The sequence below is a fragment of the Streptomyces sp. NBC_01235 genome (assembly GCF_035989285.1).
In the GTDB taxonomy this organism is placed as follows: Bacteria; Actinomycetota; Actinomycetes; order Streptomycetales; family Streptomycetaceae; genus Streptomyces.
Map to the genome: position 1 here is coordinate 3,644,933 of NZ_CP108513.1, position 18,529 is coordinate 3,663,461.

The 18,529-nt window shown below is 70.6% G+C and carries 21 protein-coding genes; 13 read left to right on the forward strand and 8 right to left on the reverse strand.

Annotated features, from left to right (window positions below; translation table 11 throughout):
• The first annotated feature begins 101 nt into the window (after window positions 1-101).
• Window positions 102-749, forward strand: coding sequence for a TetR family transcriptional regulator (locus tag OG289_RS15930; protein WP_327314676.1), 648 nt, complete (start codon window positions 102-104; stop codon window positions 747-749).
• Window positions 750-963: 214 nt separating this feature from the next.
• On the opposite strand, the gene OG289_RS15935 is transcribed toward OG289_RS15930, so the two are convergent.
• Together OG289_RS15935 and OG289_RS15940 are read right to left on the reverse strand one after the other, a co-directional pair.
• Window positions 964-1,236 carry a ferredoxin gene (locus OG289_RS15935; RefSeq protein WP_327314677.1) on the reverse strand — a complete coding sequence of 91 codons (273 nt, stop codon included), beginning with the start codon at window positions 1,234-1,236 and terminating at the stop codon, window positions 964-966.
• A gap of 1 nt (window position 1,237) precedes the next feature.
• On the reverse strand, window positions 1,238-2,695 hold the full coding sequence (locus tag OG289_RS15940; RefSeq protein WP_327314678.1) for an aldehyde dehydrogenase: 1,458 nt from the start codon (window positions 2,693-2,695) through the stop codon (window positions 1,238-1,240).
• Window positions 2,696-2,828: 133 nt separating this feature from the next.
• Between OG289_RS15940 and OG289_RS15945 the strand changes: the two genes are divergently transcribed.
• Window positions 2,829-3,854: an MBL fold metallo-hydrolase gene (locus tag OG289_RS15945; protein WP_327314679.1), complete on the forward strand. Its 1,026-nt coding sequence runs from the start codon at window positions 2,829-2,831 to the stop codon at window positions 3,852-3,854.
• Window positions 3,855-3,914: 60 nt separating this feature from the next.
• Window positions 3,915-4,379, forward strand: a complete 465-nt coding sequence (locus OG289_RS15950) for a nuclear transport factor 2 family protein (protein WP_442819081.1) — start codon at window positions 3,915-3,917, stop codon at window positions 4,377-4,379.
• On the opposite strand, the gene OG289_RS15955 is transcribed toward OG289_RS15950, so the two are convergent.
• Window positions 4,376-5,041 (reverse strand): phosphotransferase, encoded by a 666-nt coding sequence (locus OG289_RS15955; RefSeq protein ID WP_327314680.1) that lies wholly within the window; start codon window positions 5,039-5,041, stop codon window positions 4,376-4,378. The two genes, OG289_RS15950 and OG289_RS15955, sit on opposite strands and share 4 nt — an antisense overlap.
• Window positions 5,042-5,371: 330 nt before the next feature.
• Between OG289_RS15955 and OG289_RS15960 the strand changes: the two genes are divergently transcribed.
• The 6 genes from OG289_RS15960 (at window position 5,372) to OG289_RS15985 (ending at window position 11,724) form a co-directional block, all read left to right on the forward strand.
• Window positions 5,372-6,601: a prenyltransferase/squalene oxidase repeat-containing protein gene (locus OG289_RS15960; protein ID WP_327314681.1), complete on the forward strand. Its 1,230-nt coding sequence runs from the start codon at window positions 5,372-5,374 to the stop codon at window positions 6,599-6,601.
• Window positions 6,598-7,326, forward strand: a complete 729-nt coding sequence (locus OG289_RS15965; RefSeq protein ID WP_442818904.1) for an SCO2322 family protein — start codon at window positions 6,598-6,600, stop codon at window positions 7,324-7,326. The genes OG289_RS15960 and OG289_RS15965 overlap by 4 nt, the downstream gene beginning before the upstream one ends.
• Window positions 7,319-8,422, forward strand: coding sequence for a CbiQ family ECF transporter T component (locus tag OG289_RS15970; RefSeq protein ID WP_327314682.1), 1,104 nt, complete (start codon window positions 7,319-7,321; stop codon window positions 8,420-8,422). The genes OG289_RS15965 and OG289_RS15970 overlap by 8 nt, the downstream gene beginning before the upstream one ends.
• Window positions 8,419-10,098: an ABC transporter ATP-binding protein gene (locus OG289_RS15975; RefSeq protein ID WP_327314683.1), complete on the forward strand. Its 1,680-nt coding sequence runs from the start codon at window positions 8,419-8,421 to the stop codon at window positions 10,096-10,098. Before OG289_RS15970 ends, OG289_RS15975 begins: the two co-directional genes overlap by 4 nt.
• The gene (locus OG289_RS15980) at window positions 10,095-10,970 is read left to right on the forward strand and encodes an ECF transporter S component (RefSeq protein WP_327314685.1); all 876 of its coding nucleotides are present in this window, start codon (window positions 10,095-10,097) and stop codon (window positions 10,968-10,970) included. The genes OG289_RS15975 and OG289_RS15980 overlap by 4 nt, the downstream gene beginning before the upstream one ends.
• Before the next feature lie 331 nt (window positions 10,971-11,301).
• Complete coding sequence (locus OG289_RS15985; RefSeq protein WP_327314687.1) at window positions 11,302-11,724, forward strand: transglycosylase SLT domain-containing protein; 423 nt, start codon at window positions 11,302-11,304, stop codon at window positions 11,722-11,724.
• 81 nt (window positions 11,725-11,805) lie between these two features.
• On the opposite strand, the gene OG289_RS15990 is transcribed toward OG289_RS15985, so the two are convergent.
• The gene (locus OG289_RS15990) at window positions 11,806-12,084 is read right to left on the reverse strand and encodes a hypothetical protein (protein WP_327314688.1); all 279 of its coding nucleotides are present in this window, start codon (window positions 12,082-12,084) and stop codon (window positions 11,806-11,808) included.
• Between the two features lie 25 nt (window positions 12,085-12,109).
• The gene (locus tag OG289_RS15995; RefSeq protein WP_327314689.1) at window positions 12,110-13,345 is read right to left on the reverse strand and encodes a cytochrome P450; all 1,236 of its coding nucleotides are present in this window, start codon (window positions 13,343-13,345) and stop codon (window positions 12,110-12,112) included.
• 185 nt (window positions 13,346-13,530) lie between these two features.
• Between OG289_RS15995 and OG289_RS16000 the strand changes: the two genes are divergently transcribed.
• Complete coding sequence (locus tag OG289_RS16000) at window positions 13,531-14,700, forward strand: steroid 3-ketoacyl-CoA thiolase (protein ID WP_327314690.1); 1,170 nt, start codon at window positions 13,531-13,533, stop codon at window positions 14,698-14,700.
• On the opposite strand, the gene OG289_RS16005 is transcribed toward OG289_RS16000, so the two are convergent.
• Together OG289_RS16005 and OG289_RS16010 are read right to left on the reverse strand one after the other, a co-directional pair.
• Window positions 14,684-14,959 (reverse strand): DUF397 domain-containing protein, encoded by a 276-nt coding sequence (locus tag OG289_RS16005; protein ID WP_327314691.1) that lies wholly within the window; start codon window positions 14,957-14,959, stop codon window positions 14,684-14,686. The genes OG289_RS16000 and OG289_RS16005 overlap by 17 nt on opposite strands.
• Window positions 14,919-15,767: a helix-turn-helix domain-containing protein gene (locus OG289_RS16010; RefSeq protein WP_327314692.1), complete on the reverse strand. Its 849-nt coding sequence runs from the start codon at window positions 15,765-15,767 to the stop codon at window positions 14,919-14,921. The genes OG289_RS16005 and OG289_RS16010 overlap by 41 nt, the downstream gene beginning before the upstream one ends.
• Window positions 15,768-15,842: 75 nt before the next feature.
• Here OG289_RS16010 and OG289_RS16015 point away from each other — a divergent pair, with 75 nt between their 5' ends.
• On the forward strand, window positions 15,843-16,310 hold the full coding sequence (locus OG289_RS16015) for an ATP-binding protein (RefSeq protein WP_442818905.1): 468 nt from the start codon (window positions 15,843-15,845) through the stop codon (window positions 16,308-16,310).
• Here the strand turns inward: OG289_RS16015 and OG289_RS16020 are convergent.
• Entirely contained in the window at window positions 16,283-16,573 is a 291-nt protein-coding gene (locus tag OG289_RS16020) for a hypothetical protein (protein ID WP_327314693.1), read from the reverse strand. The genes OG289_RS16015 and OG289_RS16020 overlap by 28 nt on opposite strands.
• A 184-nt stretch (window positions 16,574-16,757) precedes the next feature.
• Between OG289_RS16020 and OG289_RS16025 the strand changes: the two genes are divergently transcribed.
• Together OG289_RS16025 and OG289_RS16030 are read left to right on the forward strand one after the other, a co-directional pair.
• Entirely contained in the window at window positions 16,758-17,912 is a 1,155-nt protein-coding gene (locus OG289_RS16025) for an acyltransferase family protein (protein WP_327314694.1), read from the forward strand.
• 172 nt (window positions 17,913-18,084) lie between these two features.
• Window positions 18,085-18,525 carry a hypothetical protein gene (locus tag OG289_RS16030; protein ID WP_327314695.1) on the forward strand — a complete coding sequence of 147 codons (441 nt, stop codon included), beginning with the start codon at window positions 18,085-18,087 and terminating at the stop codon, window positions 18,523-18,525.
• Window positions 18,526-18,529: the final 4 nt, after the last annotated feature.

Consider the following 18,529-nt stretch of genomic DNA (forward strand, 5'->3'; position numbering starts at 1 on the left):
AGGTGATTCACGCCACGACCGACCGCTCTGCCGAACCGCTTGATCACCGCCCCTCACCGACTGTCACCAGGACTGTCACGGAACGGACCGGAACGGGACCCATGCCACCCACGCCACCCACGCCCGCGGAAGCCAAGGGGAACAGGGCGCAGTCCTCCCCCCTCACCGAGCGGCAGGAGGCGCGCCGCCGCCGCATCCTGCACGCGAGCGCGCAACTGGCCAGCCGGGGTGGTTTCGACGCGGTGCAGATGCGGGAGGTGGCGGAGTCCTCGCAGGTCGCCCTCGGCACCCTCTACCGGTACTTCCCGTCCAAGGTGCATCTGTTGGTCGCGACGATGCAGGACCAGTTGGAGCACATGCACGGCACGCTCAGGAAGAAGCCCCCGACGGGCGAGCGGGCGGCGGACCGGGTCGCGGAGACCCTGATGCGCGCCTTCCGCGCCCTGCAGCGCGAGCCACACCTGGCCGACGCGATGGTGCGCGCCCTGACCTTCGCCGACCGCAGCGTCTCCCCGGAGGTCGACCAGGTCTCGCGTCAGACGACGGCGATCATCCTGGACGCGATGGGCCTCACCGACCCCACCCCCGAGCAGCTCTCCGCGGTGCGCGTCATCGAGCACACCTGGCACTCGGCGCTCATCACCTGGCTGTCGGGCCGTGCCTCAATCGCCCAGGTCCGGATCGACATCGAGACGGTGTGCCGGCTGATCGACGTGACGGACCCGCAGACCCCCCAGGCGCACGAATAGGACCTACGAGACGATCGGGGGTCGCCTTCAGGTCCCGTCCTGCAACCTTCAGGTCCCTCAGCCCGTCCGTCGACGTCGGCCTCAGCGGATGCCCGTACCTCTCGGCGTCTCGCCAAAGTCGGCTACTCCGGTCGAACTCCCTCACTCGCCTCGTAGGCCACTGCCAGGATAGAACACCGGAAGCGGTATGGAACACCCCAAATAGGAAATTTTTTCACTCTTCCGGCGGAAACACCGCCTCCCCGCTCCCCAGCAGCGTGATCATGATCGCCTCCACCGGGCAGCTCTCCGCCGCCGCCAGCACCCGCTCGTTCGCGTCCGTGTCCGGGTCGACCGGATGGGACTGGCGTGCGGTGTCCAGCCGGAAGCCCTTGGGCGCGTGGTGGACGCACTGGGCGGAACCGATGCACAGGGAGCGGTCCACCTCGACGTGCCACCGGTCGCCCGCCCCCACGCTCGAATCCGCTCGCGCGGGAGATACCCCCACCTCAGCCCTCCCAGCCGGCCGGCAGATGGATCATCTTGTGCTCCAGGTACTCGCCGAAGCCCTCGGGCCCGAACTCCCGCCCCAGCCCCGAGTTCTTGTAACCACCGAACGGGCCGAGCATGTCCAGGCTGAAGGTGTTCACGGAGTACGTCCCCGTACGGACCTGGCGCGCGACCTCGATGCCGTGCTCGACGTCGGCCGTCCACACGCTGCCGCTCAGCCCGTAGTCGGAGTCGTTCGCGATCTTCAGGGCCTCGGACTCGTCCCCGTAGGGCAGGAGGCAGATCACCGGCCCGAAGATCTCCTCGCGGGCGATCCGCATGGAGTTGTCGACGTCGCCGAAGAGGGTCGGTTCCACGTACCAACCGCGTTCCAGGCCCGCCGGACGCCCTCCGCCCGTGAGGATCTTCGCGCCCTCCTCCTGCCCGATGCGGATGTAGTCGAGGTTCCTGCGCTGCTGCCGTTCGGCGACCAGCGGCCCGACCTGGGTCGCCGGGTCCATCGGGTCGCCGACGACCAGCGCCGCCGCCGCGGCGGCGAAGGCGTCCGCGAACTCGTCGTAGCGCGAGCGCGGCAGGAGGATGCGGGTCTGGGCGACACAGGCCTGCCCGTTGTTCATCCAGGCGGCGGGGACGATCCCGGCGACCGCCGTGTCGACGTCCGCGTCGGGCAGGACGACCGCCGCCGACTTGCCGCCGAGCTCCAGCGTCACGCCCGTGAGGTTGCGGGCCGCCACCTCCATGACCCGCTTCCCGGCCGCGACCGAGCCCGTGAACGCGACCTTGTCGACGCCCGGATGCCCGACCAGGTACTCGCTCACCTCGCGGTCCGCCGGCAGGATCGACAGCACGCCCTCCGGCAGCCCGGCGTCCCGTGTGATCTCGGCCAGCAGATACGCGTCCAGCGGCGCCTCCGGGGACGGCTTCAGCACCACCGCGCAGCCGGTGAGCAGCGCGGGCGCGAGCTTGGCGGCGGCGACGAACTGCGGGACGTTCCAGGGGACGACGGCCGCGACCACGCCCACCGGTTCGCGCCGCACGAGGATCTTCCCGAGCACGCCGTCGCGGCGCTCCTCGTAGGTGAAGTCCCGCGCGACCGTGATCGCCGCGTCCCACACCATCATCGCGCCGAGGGCCTGCGCGAGGACGCTCCAGGAGTACGGGGAGCCGTTCTCGGAGGAGATCACGCGGGCGATCTCCTCGTGGCGCAGGGCGATGCCGTCCTTGATGCGGGTGACGACGGCGATCCGCTCGTCGAGCGACAGCCGGGGCCAGGGCCCCTCGTCGAAGGCCCGCCGCGCCGCGGCGACGGCCCGGTCCACGTCGGCCGTCGACGCGTGCGGCACCCGCCCGATGACCTCCTCGGTGTGCGGCGAGACCACCTCGATGACGTCTTTGCCCAGGGGGTCGGTCAACTCCCCGCCGATGAAAAGCTGTCCGTGTTCCACGAGCTCGGCCATGGCCACTGCCTTCGTCTCTGACGGTGTAACTGACGGTGTAACTGACGGTGTGACTGACGGAGTATCTGACGGTGTTTCAGGAACTGATACCAGTTCTAGTTATAGTGGGCAATGGCCGTGAGACGGAGGGCAGATGACGAAGGCGTTCGATCATGGCGGGGGTGTGCGGTCCCTCCGGGTCCCCATCCCGGACAACCCGCTCGGCCACACACTCGTCTACGTCGTCGACACCGACCGCGGGCCGGTGCTGATCGACACCGGCTGGGACGACCCCACGTCCTGGGACGCCCTCACCGCGGGTCTCACGGCCTGCGGTACGGCCGTCACCGAACTCCACGGTGTCGTCATCACCCACCACCACCCCGACCACCACGGCCTGTCGGCCAAGGTGCGGGAGGCCTCCGGGGCGTGGGTGGCGATGCACGCGGCGGACGCGTCGATCGTGCGGCGGACGCGCGAGACCCGCGCCGAGCGCTGGTACACGTACATGGCCGACAAGCTGGCCGCCGCCGGCGCCCCCGACGAACACCTCACCCCGCTGCGCACGGCCCGCCGCCGCATGCTGCCCGGCTTCTCCCCCGCCCTTCCCGACCGCGAGATCACCCCCGGCGAACTCCTCGACCTGCCCGGCCGCCGGCTGCGCGCGATCTGGACCCCGGGCCACACCCCGGGCCATGTCTGCCTCCACCTGGAGGAGAGCCACCCGGCCGGACTCCCGGGCCACGGTCGCCTGTTCTCCGGCGACCACGTACTCCCGGGGATCACCCCGCACATCGGCCTCTACGAGGACCCCGACGACACGACGGTCACCGATCCCCTCGGCGACTACCTCGACTCCCTCGAACGCGTCGGCCGGCTCGCCCCCGCCGAGATCCTCCCCGCCCACCAGCACGCCTTCACCGACGCCCCGTCCCGGGTGCGGGAGTTGCTCGCCCACCACGAAGACCGTCTCACGGACCTGTTGTCCCTCCTGGCCGAGCCCCTCACCCCCTGGCAACTCGCCGAACGCATGGAGTGGAACCGCCCCTGGCAGCAGATCCCCTACGGTTCGCGGAACATCGCGGTCTCCGAGGCCGAGGCCCACCTCCGGCGGCTCGTGAAGCAGGGCCGGGCGGAGGCGGTGACGGGGAGCGATCCGGTGACCTACGTGGCGGCGTAATCCGCTCGCGTGGCACAAGGTCCACCTGATACCAACGGCCTCATGGACCGCATGGATGCCATGGATCCCTTGGATCACCTCCTCGCCGAACGCGCCTGCGAGCGCCTAGTCGTCGGCTTCGTCCACCGGCTCGACCTGGGCGAACCGGCCTCCGTGGCCGAGCTGTTCACCGAGGACGGCACCTGGGAGTGGCCGGAGGACGGACGGCTGGTCGAGGGGCGGGCGGCGCTGCGCGCGTACTTCGGCTCGCGTCCCGCCGACCGGCTCTCCCGCCGCCTCATGTCGAACATCCTGGTCACCGTGACCGCGCCGGACACCGCCCGGGCCACCTCGTACTTCTCGACGCACCGGGTCGACGGCTACCAGGGCGGCGTCGTCCCCGCCGGGCCCCCGGTCCAGGTCGGCCACTACGAGGACGCGTTCCGCCGCGTCGACGGTACGTGGCTGGTCGAACGCCGGGTGCTGCACCTGCCCTTCGGCGGACCGACGCCCCGCGCCGAAAGGCCCGCCCAGGACAGGCCCTAGACCATCAGCGACCTGATCAACTCCCCGGCCGGGCCCAGGAGTTCTGTCTCCTCGCGGCTCATCGTCGGGTTGGCCGCCCGTCGGCGCAGGGCCTGCGCCAGGCCCTCCTCGGTGAGGTCGCAGGGGTCGGCGAGGAGGGCGGCCAGCATCGTGCGGGCCGGTGCGGCGATCGGCTGGGCGGAGACGGCGACCTGGGCGAGGATCACCGCGGACATGCCCCAGTCGAGCCCCGGGTCGCCCTCCTCCGCGTTGGCCCAGTCGATGACCCGGGGCCCGTCGGGCGTCAGCATCACGTTGTCGGGGTGGAGGTCGAGGTGCAGGATGCGGGCGTCGGCCGAGACCCGGCCCGGGACGGCGTGCAGGGCCCGCAGCAGCCGGGCGAGGACGGCCCCCGCCTCCTCGGCGTCCAGCGTGCCCGCCGCGAACGCCTGGAGCATCGTCGGCCCCTCCAGCCGCTCCATCACCAGGTCGGTGCGCGAGCAGGAGGGCGAGGTTCGTACGGCGGGCGCGGGATAGCCGTACTCCCGTACGTGCGCCATCACCGCCCCCTCGGCGGCGGCGTCGCCCCACCCTTCCCGGTCCCGGCGCAGCACCCACGCCTCGTCGATCTCGTACACGTCGGCCGTACGGCCCGAGCCGAGCAGTCTCCCCGTCACTGGCATGGCCATGAACCTACTCGGCCATAAACTCACCCCGTCCACAGCCACCCCTCGGGCGGTTTCCTACCTGCCGGTAGAGTTACCGCGTCGTCATCACGCCCGTACAGGGGGAAGCCGGTGCAATTCCGGCGCTGACCCTTCCCCAAGCCTCGGCTTCGCTCGCCCCGGGGAGACCCCTATCCGTCAAAGCCGGATCGCCCGGTACGGGACCGTGACCGGCTCACGTGCGTCGGCAGGCCCGCCGCCGCACGGCACCGTCGAGGTATACGGAGTCGAGCCGCCGGGATGTCCCGTGCTGCCCGGCTCCCCCGCAGGGAGAGGCACCCGCCGATCATGAACGTCCGCCGCAGCGCCGCGGCCCTGGCCGCCACCGCCGTCGTCCTGGGTGCCGCCGTCCCCGCCGTCGCCGCCACGCCGTCCCCCACCCCGTCGGTGGCGATACCCGACGGGCTGTACGGCACCACCGACCCGACGTACGACGGCGTCTGGCGCCAGTCGCTGGCGCTGCTCGCGCAGCGGACCGTGGGTGTCACGCCCGCCGAGAAGGCCGTGGCCTGGCTGGCCGGGCAGCAGTGCGCGAACGGCGCCTTCGCCGCCTTCCGCGCGGACACCGCCAAGCCGTGCGACGCCAAGCTGATGGTGGACACCAACAGCACGGCGGCAGCCGTCCAGGCACTGGCCGCGCTCGGCGACCACCAGGCCGAGAGGGACAAGGCGGTCACCTGGCTGAAGTCCATCCAGAACGCGGACGGCGGCTGGGGCTACTCCCCGGGCGGGGCCAGCGACGCCAACTCGACGTCCGTCGTGGCGGGGGCGTTGGCGGCGGCCGGGCGGCAGCCCGCGGAGGTGAAGAAGGCCGGGAAGTCGTCGTACGACGCTCTCCTGAAGCTTTCCATCCCGTGCGACGTGGCCGGCGGCGGCGCGTTCGCGTACCAGCCGGACAAGAAGGGCGGCCTCGCCGCCAACGCGGACGCGACGGCGGCGGGCGTGGTCGGTGCCCTCGGCAAGGGGTTCGCGACGACGGCCGGCAAGGTGCCGGAGGAAGTCCTCTCCTGCGCCGGCTCCTCCGCCCCGCTCACCCCGGACGAACTCGCCCGCAACGGCTCGGCCCACCTCGTCGAGGCGATCGGCGACGACGGCTTTCTGAAGTCCGCCCTGCCCGGTGCCGAGGACCAGCCCGACTACGGCAACACCGCCGACTCGGTCGTCGCCCTCGCCGCACAGGGGTGGACCGCGCAGGCGAAGAAGCCCCTCGCCTGGCTCGAGCAGAACTCCGCGGCCTGGGCGAAGCAGAGCGGCCCCGCCGCCTACGCCCAACTGGTCTTCGCCGCCCACGCCATGGGCGCCGACCCCCGCCACTTCGGCGGCACGGACCTGGTCGCCCAGCTCAACGCGACGGGACCGGCCCCGCAGGCCACGAAGAAAACCACCGAGAAGGCCGCCGAGTCCAAAGGCAGGGACGACTCCAGTTACAGCGTCTGGTGGATCGTCGGCGTCTTCCTCGTCGCCGGTATCGGCATCGGCTTCCTGATCAGCGGCCGCGGCAGGAAGCAGCAGCCGTGACGCGCCGCGCCCTGCCTCTGCTGCCCCTGCCTCTGCTCCTCCTGCCTCTGCTCCTCCTGCCTCTGGTGTTCCTCCTCGCGGCCACCGCCCCGGCCCAGGCCGCCGGCTACCGCTACTGGTCCTTCTGGGACCGCGCCGGCGACCAGTGGACGTACGCCACCCAGGGCCCCTCCACCGCACGCCCCGCCGACGGCGACGTCCAGGGCTTCCGGTTCGCGGTGAGCGCGGACTCCCAGGACGCGTCGCAGCCGCGCGGCGCGGCCTCCTTCGCGGTGATCTGCGCGAAGACGCCCGCGCAGGACGGCACGAAGCGGGTGGCCCTGGTCATCGACTTCGGCACGGCGGCGGACGCCCCGTCCGGCGAGACCCCGCCGTCGCCGTCGCCGCGCACCGCCTGCGCCCGGGTCTCCCCCGACGCGACGACGGCCGAGGCGCTCGCCGCGGTCGCCAAACCCCTCCGCTACGACACGAACGCCCTGCTCTGCGCGATCTCGGGGTATCCGGAGGCGGGCTGCGGCGAGCAGGTGTCGGAGAAGGGGAAGTCGGAGAAGGAGAAGTCGGGGACGGAGAAGCCGGGGACGGAAAGGCCGACGGCCACAGAGAAGTCCGGCAAGGACGGCGGCGGGCCTTCCGTGGGCCTCTACGCGGGCGCGGCGGCAGTAGCCGTGCTGGGCGCGGCAGCGGTGTGGCAGGCGCGGCGGCGAGGATCCCGCAGGAATGGCTGACAGCCGCTCCCACCCGCAACTCCACCCCGCCGCCTGGTGGTTCTGGGCCCTCGGTCTCGGCACCGCCGCCACCCGCACCACCAATCCGCTCCTCCTGGGCCTCCTCCTCACCGTCTCCGCGTACGTCGTCACCACCTGCCGCCCCGACACCCCCTGGTCCCGCTCCTACTCGGCGTTCCTGAAGCTCGCCCTGGCCGTCCTCGTCGTCCGGCTCGTCTTCGTCGTGGCCCTCGGCTCCCCCATCCCCGGCACGCATGTGATCGTCACCCTGCCCGAAGTCCCGCTTCCCGACTGGGCGCAGGGCATCCGGCTCGGCGGGGCGGTCACGGCCGAAGGCCTGCTCTTCGCGTTCTACGACGGCCTGAAGCTGGCCACGCTCCTCGTCTGTGTGGGCGCGGCGAACGCCCTGGCGAGCCCCTCCCGGCTCCTCAAGACGCTGCCCGGCGCCCTGTACGAGACGGGCGTGGCGGTGGTCGTGGCGCTCACCTTCGCCCCGAACCTCATCGCGGACGTCCACCGACTGCGCGCCGCCCGCCGCCTCCGGGGCCGTCCGGACAGGGGAGTGCGCGGCCTCCTCCAGGTGGGCCTGCCGGTCCTGGAGGGCGCGCTGGAACGCTCCGTGGCCCTCGCCGCCGCGATGGACGCCCGCGGCTACGGCCGGACCGCCGACGTCCCCGCCCCCGTCCGCCGGACGACCGCCGCCCTCACGCTCGGCGGTCTGCTCGGCGTCTGCGCGGGAACGTACGGGCTGCTCACGGCCGCGGGCGGCACGTACGGTGTGCCGGTGCTGCTCGCCGGAGTCGCCGCGGCCCTCGCCGGACTGCGCCTGGGCGGCCGTCGCTCCCCGCGCACCCGGTACCGTCCGGACCGCTGGACCCCGCGCGCCTGTCTCGTCGCCGCCTCCGGCGGCACGGTGGCGGCCCTGCTCACCGTCGCCGCGTCGGCCGCCCCGGCGGATCTGCACCCCGGCGTCGTCCCCCTGACGGCCCCCGCCCTCCCCCTCTGGCCGGCGGCGGCCGTACTCCTCGGCCTTCTGCCCGCGTTCCTCGCCCCCGAAAGCCACGCAAGCCACGCAAGCAACAAGGAGCCGTCGTGATCAGCTTCGAGAACGTCTCCGTGACGTACGACGGTGCCCCTCAACCCACCATCCAGGACGTCGACTTCACCATCCCCGAGGGCGAACTCGTCCTCCTCGCGGGCCCGTCCGGGGTCGGCAAGTCGACGCTGCTGGGCACGGTCTCCGGCCTCGTCCCGCACTTCACCGGCGGCACCCTGCGCGGCCGGGTCACGGTCGCCGGCCGCGACACCCGCACCCACAAGCCGCGTGAACTCGCCGACGTCGTAGGGACGGTGGGCCAGGACCCGCTGTCGCACTTCGTGACGGACACGGTCGAGGAGGAACTCGCCTACGGAATGGAGTCGTTGGGCCTGCCGCCGGAGGTGATGCGTCGTCGCGTCGAGGAGACCCTCGACCTGCTCGGCCTGGCCGGCCTGCGCGACCGCCCCATCGCCACCCTCTCCGGCGGCCAGCAGCAGCGGGTCGCGATCGGCTCGGTCCTCACCCCGCACCCCCGGGTGCTCGTCCTGGACGAACCGACCTCCGCGCTCGACCCGGCAGCCGCGGAGGAGGTCCTCGCCGTCCTCCTCCGCCTCGTCCACGACCTCGGTACGACGGTCCTGCTCGCGGAACACCGGCTGGAACGCGTCCTGCAGTACGCCGACCAGGTCGCCCTGCTCCCCGCGCCCGGCGCGGCCCCGGTCCTCGGCACCCCGGCGGACGTCATGACCGTGTCCCCGGTGTTCCCCCCGGTGGTCGGCCTGGGCCGGCTGGCGGGCTGGTCCCCGCTGCCACTGACCGTGCGGGATGCCCGGCGCAGGGCGGGCGACCTGCGCGAACGCCTGGAGGGAAGGGCTGGGCAGGAGGTGCCCGGGGAGGTTCCGGCCCCCCTCGCGCCCCTCGTCAAGGCACCCACCCGCCGCCGCTTCCGCCGCACTCCCCCCACGCCGTCGTCCGCTCCCGCGCCTCCCGCCGAGGCCCGCGCCCTCGCCGTCCGCCGGGCCCGCGTCCAGGCCCTGCGCGACGTCGACCTGACCGTCGCGCCCGGCGAGACCATCGCCCTCATGGGCCGCAACGGCGCCGGGAAGTCGACGCTGCTCAACACCTTCGTGGGCCTGGTCGAGCCGTCGGCGGGAACGGTCCACGTGGGCGGCCTGGTCCCGCACCGCACCCAGCCCCGCGACCTGGTCCGCCGCGTCGGTCTGGTCCCGCAGGAACCGCGCGACCTGCTGTACGCAGACACGGTCGCCGCCGAGTGCGCGGCCGCCGACCGGGACGCGCAGGCCGCCCCCGGCACCTGCCGCGCCCTGGTCTCGGAGCTCCTGCCCGGCATCACGGACGACACCCACCCCCGCGACCTCTCCGAGGGCCAGCGCCTCACCCTCGCGCTGGCGGTCGTCCTCACCGCCCGCCCGCCGCTCCTCCTCCTCGACGAGCCGACCCGCGGCCTGGACTACGCGGCGAAGGCCCGCCTGATCGCCGTCCTGCGCGGGCTCGCCGCGGCCGGCCACGCGATCGTGCTGGCCACGCACGACGTGGAACTGGCCGCGGAGCTGGCCCACCGGGTCGTACTGCTCGCGGAGGGCGAGGTGATCGCCGACGGTCCGACGGCGGAGGTGGTGGTCTCCTCGCCGTCCTTCGCGCCGCAGGTGACGAAGATCCTGGCCCCGCAGGAATGGCTCACGGTCGCCCAGGTGAGGGAGGCTCTCCGATGACGCCTGCGACGACGAAGACGCCCCGGCTGCATCCCCGTCCCGTTCACCTGGGCCCCCGCTCCCTCGCCGCGTTGTCGCTGGTCAGCGCTGCCGGCGTGATCGCGTTCAGCTGGCCCTTCCTGGCCCCGCCCGCCTCCGCCCTGAACGCGCACGCCCAGGACGCCCCCTGGCTCTTCGCGGGTCTGCTGGTGCTGCTGGTCGCGGTCGTGGCGGCGACGATCTCGGAGTCCGGGCTGGGCGCGAAGGCCGTGGCGATGCTGGGCGTGCTGGCGGCGACAGGCGCGGCGCTGCGTCCGATCGGCGCGGGGACGGCCGGCATCGAGCCGATGTTCTTCCTGATGGTGCTGAGCGGCCGGGTTCTCGGACCGGGGTTCGGCTTCGTCCTGGGCGCGGTGACGATGTTCGCGTCCGCCCTGCTCACGGGCGGGGTGGGCCCGTGGATGCCGTTCCAGATGCTGGCGATGGGCTGGTTCACGATGGGCGCGGGCCTGCTGCCGGGCGCAGGTCGTGTACGCGGCCGTACGGAACTGGCCCTGCTGTCGCTGTACGGCTTCCTGGCCGCCTTCGCCTACGGCACGGCGATGAACATGGCCGGGTGGCCCTTCATGGGCGCACTGGCCTCGGGCGTGGCCTTCGACCCGGACGGGACGGTCCCGGCGAACGTGGCCCGCTTCGTCGCGTACTGCGTGACGACCTCGCTGGGCTGGGACCTGGGAAGAGCGGTCGTCACGGTGCTGCTGACCCTCACCCTTGGCCCGGCGGTGCTCAGGGCGCTCCGCAGAGCCACCCGCCGGGCGGCCTTCGAGACTGCGGTCACATTCGAGGCCCCGCAGAGGTCCCGCGGAGGGTCCCAGAAGACCGTCGACCGGTGAACCAGCCCACATGACCCACATCACCCACTATCTTGCCTAGTCGGGCAATTCGGACGCCGTGCCCATGACATAACCCCCTCTGACCTGCACGTTGAGAGCCAGGTCACACGGGTGACCTTCCCCTCGAATACGACCACAACTAGCAAAAGGGGTCTTTGCGGACGGCTCCCGATCCTGCTTCTCTGGATGACGTCGCACGGCGCCGACGAGCCCCACGGGCCTCGGCGCCGACGCATGCAGCCACCCACCGCACATCACGCGGTGCGGCCACGCACCGCGTGACTCCGGCATGCAGGCGACCGCCACTGCCCCCGAAGAAAAAAGGTTCTCCGTGTCCGTCTCCGTCATCCGTCGCATCGCTTCCCCGAAGAAGGCCCTCACCGTCGCCGCCGTGGCCGCCGCCACCGCCGGCATGGCACTGTCCGCGGCTCCCGCCCAGGCCGCGACGTCGTCCGTGAGCTCCGCCTCCCAGGCCCAGGCGATCGCGCACAAGATGATCCCGAACACGGCTCAGTACAACGCCTTCTCCAACATCGTGAAGCACGAGAGCGGTTGGGACGTCAACGCCACCAACGCCTCCTCCGGCGCCTACGGCCTCGTCCAGGCCCTCCCCGGCTCCAAGATGGCCTCGGCCGGTTCCGACTGGAAGACCAATGCCAAGACCCAGATCAAGTGGGGCCTGGACTACATGAACTCCCGTTACGGCAGCCCGGTCGGCGCCTGGAACTTCTGGCAGGCCAACGGCTGGTACTGAGCCACACCCCCCATGAACGCGCGTTCTGCGCGCTGAAGGCGGCGGCCCCCGATCCCCGGGGCCGCCGCCTTCGGCGTTTCCTCACTTGGCCGTGCCGTGACGCCGGGGCGGCCGGGAGTGATCGAACGCCTCCCGGACCTTGCGCCCCATCGCGGCACTCTCCTCGTCCGTCACCTCGACCCCGAAATGCTCCGCCAGATACGCGCGGATCCGCTCCGCCCGCCCCCGGCGTTCCTCGTCGGTCGGAGTTGACTCCACGAACTCCCGCACCAGGGAACGGATGGACGTCCCCCGGGACTCAGCGATCACGGCCAGGCGGTCCCGCACCTCGGCGGGCACGCGAATGATTGCGTCAGCCATGACGGGAGTATGCGTCGACGTAGAGTCACCCGGCGCTGACTCTCAACTCCTTCACCCCGTTGATCCAGGCCGACCGCAGCCGACGCGGGTCGTCCACCAGCCTCAGCCCCGGCATGGCATCGGCGATGGCGTTGAAGATGAGGTTGATCTCGAGGACGGCGAGCGACTTGCCGAGGCAGAAGTGGGGCCCGCCCCCGCCGAACCCGAGGTGCGGGTTCGGATCCCGGGTGACGTCGAAGGAGTCGGGGTTCTCGAACACCTCGGGGTCGCGGTTGGCGGAGGCGTAGAAGATCCCGACCCGGTCACCCTTCCTGATCAGCTTCCCGCCGAGCTCGGTGTCCTGGGTGGCGGTCCGCTGGAAGGCGACGACGGGCGTGGCCCACCGCACGATCTCCTCGGCGGCGGTGTCGGGCCGTTGGGCCTTGTACAACTCCCACTGCTCGGGATGGGTGAGGAAGGCGTGCATGCCATGGGTGGTGGCGTTGCGGGTCGTCTCGTTACCGGCGACGGCGAGCATGAGCACGAAGAACCCGAACTCGTCGGAGCTGAGGTTGCCCTCGTTCTCGGCGGCGACGAGTGTCGAGACGATGTCGTGAGCAGGACACTGCTTCCGCTCGGCGGCCACGTTCATGGCATACGCAAGGATCTCGGCGGCGGACTGCTGCCCGACCTCGGCGGTGATGGCGTACTCGGGATCGTCGTACGCGATCATCTTGTTGGACCACTCGAAGATCTTGGAGCGGTCTTCCTGGGGTATGCCGATCAGCTCGGCGATGGCCTGGAGGGGGAGCTCCGACGCCACGGATGTGACAAAGTCGAAGGAAGTGTCACATTCGCGGGCACGCTCGACGATGGCGACGGCACGCGCCCGCAGCCGCTCCTCCAGCCCACGGATGGCCCGCGGAGTGAACCCGCGCTGCACGATCTGCCGCACTCGCGTGTGCTCGGGCGGATCCATGTTCAGCATGATCAGCCGCTGGGCGTCGATCGAGTCACGCTGGATGTGCTCGTTGAACCGGATGATCGCGGTGTTGAGATATGAGGAGAAGATCTCGGGGTGGGTGGAGACGTACCGCACGTCGGCGTGCCGGGTCACCGCCCAGTAGCCCTCGTCCTGGAACCCGGCGACATTGCCCGCCTGAGGGATCCAGCGGACCGGTTCGGCCAGCCGCAACTCGGCGAACTCCGGGAGAGGCACATGGTGTTGCAGCAGGTCGGGATCGGTGAAGTCGAACCCGTCGGGAAGCGCTGGACAGGACATCGGCGGCTCCAGCCGTCTGACGGTGTCTACTGACGCTGCTATCTGACGGTTCATCAGAAACAGACTGCGGTGAAGGTAGTTCAGGACCCTCGAGCCTGCAAGACCCTTGCGGTGACGCACATCACGTCAGCAGACTGCATGCAGCAGAACTAGAACACGTACTAGTTCCGAAGGGATCCGCACCCATGGCCGCCGAACCCGTGATCGTGGAAGCAGTCCGCACCCCCATCGGCAAGCGCGGCGGCGCGCTCGCCAACCTGCACCCCGCCTATCTCCTGGGCGAGACCTACCGCGAACTCCTCGGCCGCACCGGCATCCCCGCCGACGCGGTCGAGCAAATCGTCGGCGGCACGGTGACCCACGCCGGCGAACAGTCCATGAACCCCGCGAGGACGGCCTGGCTGACCATGGGCCTCCCGTACGAGACGGCGGCGACAACGGTCGACTGCCAGTGCGGCTCCTCGCAACAGGCCAGCCACATGGCAGCGAACATGATCGCGGCGGGCGTCATCGACGTCGGCATCAGCTGCGGCGTGGAGGCGATGTCGAGGGTCCCCCTCGGCTCGGGCTCGAAGCACGGCCCGGGAAAACCGTTCCCGGAGGAGTGGAACGTAGACCTCCCGAACCAGTTCGAGGCGGCGGAACGGATCGCACGCCACCGAGGCCTGACAAGGGAGGAGGTGGACGGGCTCGGCCTGCTGTCCCAGGAACGGGCGGCGGCGGCCTGGTCCGAGGAACGCTTCAAGAGGGAGACGTTCGCGGTCCAGGTCCCGACGACGGAGGACGAACAGGCGGCGGGGCAGGGCATGTGGCGCCTGGTCGACCGGGACGAGGGCCTACGCGACACATCCCTGGAGGCCCTGGCGCGCCTGAAGCCGGTGATGCCGACGGCAATGCACACGGCCGGCAACTCGTCGCAGATCTCGGACGGCGCGGCGGCGATCATGTGGGCGTCGAAGCGGATGGCTCGCGCCCTGAAGCTGAAGCCGAGGGCACGGATCGTGGCCCAGGCCCTGGTGGGCGCGAACCCGCACTTCCACCTGGACGGCCCGATCGACGCGACGCGCGCCGTCCTGGGCAAGGCGGGCATGACGTTGAAGGACATCGACGTCGTCGAGATCAACGAGGCGTTCGCGTCAGTGGTGTTGAGCTGGTCGAAGGTCTTCGACCAGGACCTGACCAAGGTCAACGTCAACGGCGGCGGCATCGCCCTGGGCCACCCGGTCGGAGCGACGGGCGCCCGCCTGATCACGACGGCCCTTCACGAACTGGAGCGCACGGACAAGGAGTTCGCGCTGATCACGATGTGCGCGGGCGGCGCGCTGGCGACGGGGACGATCATTCAGCGGCTGTAGTCCAGGAGAGGAACCGCGAGAACACGGCGGGCTCGAGCGTGAGGATCGGGCCCGCCGGGTTTTTGGAGTCTCGGACGGCTACGGTGGCGGTGAGGGTCTCGGCGATCTCAACACAATCACCGCCCTGGTCACCGCTGTGCGACGACTTACGCCACGCCAGGGATCCGATCGGCGCACACTCAACGCACTCGCCGCCCTGGTCGCTGCTGTAGCTGGACTTACGCCACTGGATCTCCGTCAGAGTCACGTTGTTCCCCATAGCGCTCCTCCATCACTCGCCGGATCAACTCCGCCGAATCCTTGAGTGAGAGTGCGGCGGCCCGGAGATGATCGTAACGGAGCGAACAGTCCTTGACGGTGTCCGGGTTCGCGGTGGGATGCCCGCTGCCATACCCCTCCGTATAGACGATGGCCGGGTCGCTCACAAAACGGAAGAGGGTGAACGAGCCGGTCAGTCCCGCATGCGCTCCAGCACTGAACGGCAGCACCTGGACGTTGATCCGAGGGGTGCGCTCGAATGACAACAGGTGGCCGAGTTGCTCACGCATAACGCCCCGGTCACCGATCTGCTGGTACAGCGCAGCCTCGCTGAGCACCACCCAGAAGACCGGCGGATCGCCCTTCTCAAAGATGCGCTGGCGAGCCAGCCGGACGGCGGTGCGGTCATCCAGGTCGCTCTCGTCGAGCACACCGAGCACGGCACGCACGTATGCGGGGGTCTGCAGCAGACCATGAACCATGTTCATCTGGAAGGCACAGATCTCGACGGCCCGCGCTTCCAGCTCAGCCACCTGCCTGAACCAGGCCGGAAGTTGACTACGCAGGACCAGCTCGACGAGCCGCGAGAACAACCCACCAGTCCCCAGGGCCGCATCAACCCGCTCACTGAACTCGGGGGTGGGAACCTTCCGCGCGGTCTCGACCTGCCCAACCAGCGAGCCGGTGTAGTTGAGGATGTCCCCGAGCTGCCGCTGCGTGAGCCCGGCGGCCTCCCGCAACCGCCGCAGCTCGAAGCCGTAGTAGTCGAGCGGCGAAGCTCCGGGATCAAGGACGTTGATGTGCGTCACGCAGTGCCTCCCACGACAGAACGCGTTGTATTCACCCTGTAGCCCAGAGTAGTTCCGCCAGGTCACCCTCGTACCGTGAACGGAAACTTCCCCTCCACCTACGCCTCCCCCGCCCCCACCCAGTACCGCATGACCCTCACAGCCGGCACCCACTCGGCCCGCCACATCCGCCGAATCGCCCGCAGATTCCTGACGGACTGGGGCTTGGAGCCCCTGACGGACACGGTCGAGCTGGCGGTAACAGAGCTGATCGCCAACGTGGTCCGCCACGTCCCGGACCACCGCTGCACCCTGCTGCTGTTGAGGCAGCCGACGGGCGTCAGGGTCGAGGTGACGGACGCCTACGGCCAACTCCTCCCGACCCCGGCAGAGTTGCAGCCGGAATCGGAGAGCGGCAGAGGCCTGTTCCTCCTGGACACGATGGTCGACAAGTGGGGCGTGTCACCGGCACCCGGGGGCGGGAAGACGGTGTGGTTCGAGTGCGAGAAGGTCACCGCGGATAGTGCCGGTGGCAGTCAGAGGAAATGCCCACTGGCGAGGTAAGGCGCCGGGACAGGCATCCCACCGACAGCGATATAGCCCTCTTGCCCAACGTCGAGACAGGCAGCCAGACCGACATCGATCGCCCACTCGTTCGGGGTGGTGATGCAGTTGAGCAGGGTTTCTCCCCGCGACGAGGCCAGGGCTTCCCACAACAGCTCCTGTGCGATCTCTGGGTGCGCGGCGGCCAGTAGCGAAGCCCGCCCGCGGTCGTCGATGTAGACGTACCCCGGCTTCGCCATGTCCCGGGACACGACCAGCCGCATCAGTCGAATGCCATGGGAACGTCCCATCGGCACGGGGAGATTCGGTGACAAGCTCGCCTTCCCCTACAACTGACCCCGACGTCAACGCAGTGGGGCGGGGCGGGGCACGCGGTGCTTCCGTGTGACCCGTACGCTCTCCCTTTCGATTCAGGCACTGCCCGAGAGCGACGACGAAGGACCAGCATTGACCTCCACACCCGCCCCCGGCCGCGACCGGCTGCCCTCGCTGACCGGGCTGCGGTTCTGGGCGGCTCTGCTTGTCGTCCTGTATCACCTGTCGCGGCAGGTGGGGACCGTGCCGGGGGTCAGTGACGTCGTCTGGTACGGGCGTAGTGGGGTCACGTTCTTCTTCGTGCTGTCGGGCGTCGTCCTCGCCTGGACCTACGACGGCGCCGGTGTTCCCGCCCGGGTGTTCCTCTGGCGGCGGTTCGCTCGTATCTGGCCGTTGCTTGCCGTCAGCGTCGCGGGGTCCGTCGCCGTGTGGGCACTCATGGACCGGTCCGTGTCGCTCAAGGCCGTAGTCGCGACGTTGCTGCTCGTCCATGCGTGGTTCCCGCAGCCGGTCATCTTCACCGGGGGCAACCCGGCGGCCTGGTCGCTCAGTGACGAGGCCTTCTTCTATCTGACCTTCCCTGTGCTGCTGACGGTGCTCGCGGGGCGGCGGGCCAGGGTCTGGGGCTGGACGGCCGCCGCGGTCACCTGTGCTGCCCTCCTGCTGTGGCCCGCGCTGTCCGGGCTGTCGCCCACCGACCGCACCTGGGCACTCGACTACCTGCCGCTGACCCGGCTCCTGCAGTTCGTGCTCGGTGTGGTCGCCGGGCTGGCGCTCAAGCGCGGCTGGCGGCCTCCCGTGTCGTTGCCGGTGGCCATCGGGCTCGTCGTCGCCTGGCACCTCGTCCTGATCCCCTGGTCGAACGCGGTGCCGGACGCCCTCTGGTACAGCCCCTACTCCGCCTCGCAGTTGCTCTCCGCACCCCTCTTCGCGGCCCTGATCTGTGCCGCCGCCCGTGCCGATCTGGACGGTAGGCGCACGGGGCTGGGCGGGGCGTGGATGATCAGGCTGGGGCACTGGTCGTTCGCCTGGTACCTCATCCATGAGGTTGTGATCCGCGCGGCCGTCTTCAAGTGGGGCAAGCCCGGTCCCGGCAGCGGCGAGACGCTCGTGTTCTGGGCGGGGGTGCTGGCCGTCAGCCTCAGCGTCGCGGCGCTGGCCTATCAGTGGGTGGAACGTCCGGCCGAGCGGTGGCTGCGAGGTCGCGTGGGTCGCCCGTCCGTTCAGGCGACCGGTAGCGAGCGACCGTCGTCACGACAGCTGCGGTCAGGCAGGCCGCGGCGATGAGTGATGAACGGTTTTCGCCGCTCGCGGCCCACGGCAGCCTTCCCGCCCGTGATCCGATCTCAACCCTGTACCAACTCCCGTCTGTACCATACCTTTTGCCCCACGCGGCGCAGGGCATCGGCGCAGGGCAGCGGTACAGGGCATCACAGGGGGCCACGGGGAGGGGACCGGAATGCTCAGCGAGGCGTTGACCGCGGCTGCGGCCGGTGGGGGGATGGCCGTCGTCCAGGCGGCCGGGTCGGACAGTTGGGCCTGGTTCCGGGCGCGGTGTGCTCGGCTCGTCGGGCGGGGCGATGCCGACGCAGAGAGGGAAGCGCTCGCGCGGCTCGATCGGACCGCCGTCGTGCTGGACGCCGCCGACGAGGGTGAACGGGAGCGACTGCGGGCGGTGCATGCGGTGCTGTGGCAGGGGGAGTTCGCCTCGTTGCTCGAAGTCCTTGGTGACGCGGACCGGGAGCGGCTCGTCAGTCGACTTGCCGAGTTGATCGAGGAGTTCGGGAACGAGGACAGGTCCTCCCGTGGCGCCGTCTCCGGTAACACCTTTCACGGGCCGACCGCCGTCCAGACCGGCGATCACAATCGGCAGGAGAACCACTTCGGATCCGGGAGATGACAGA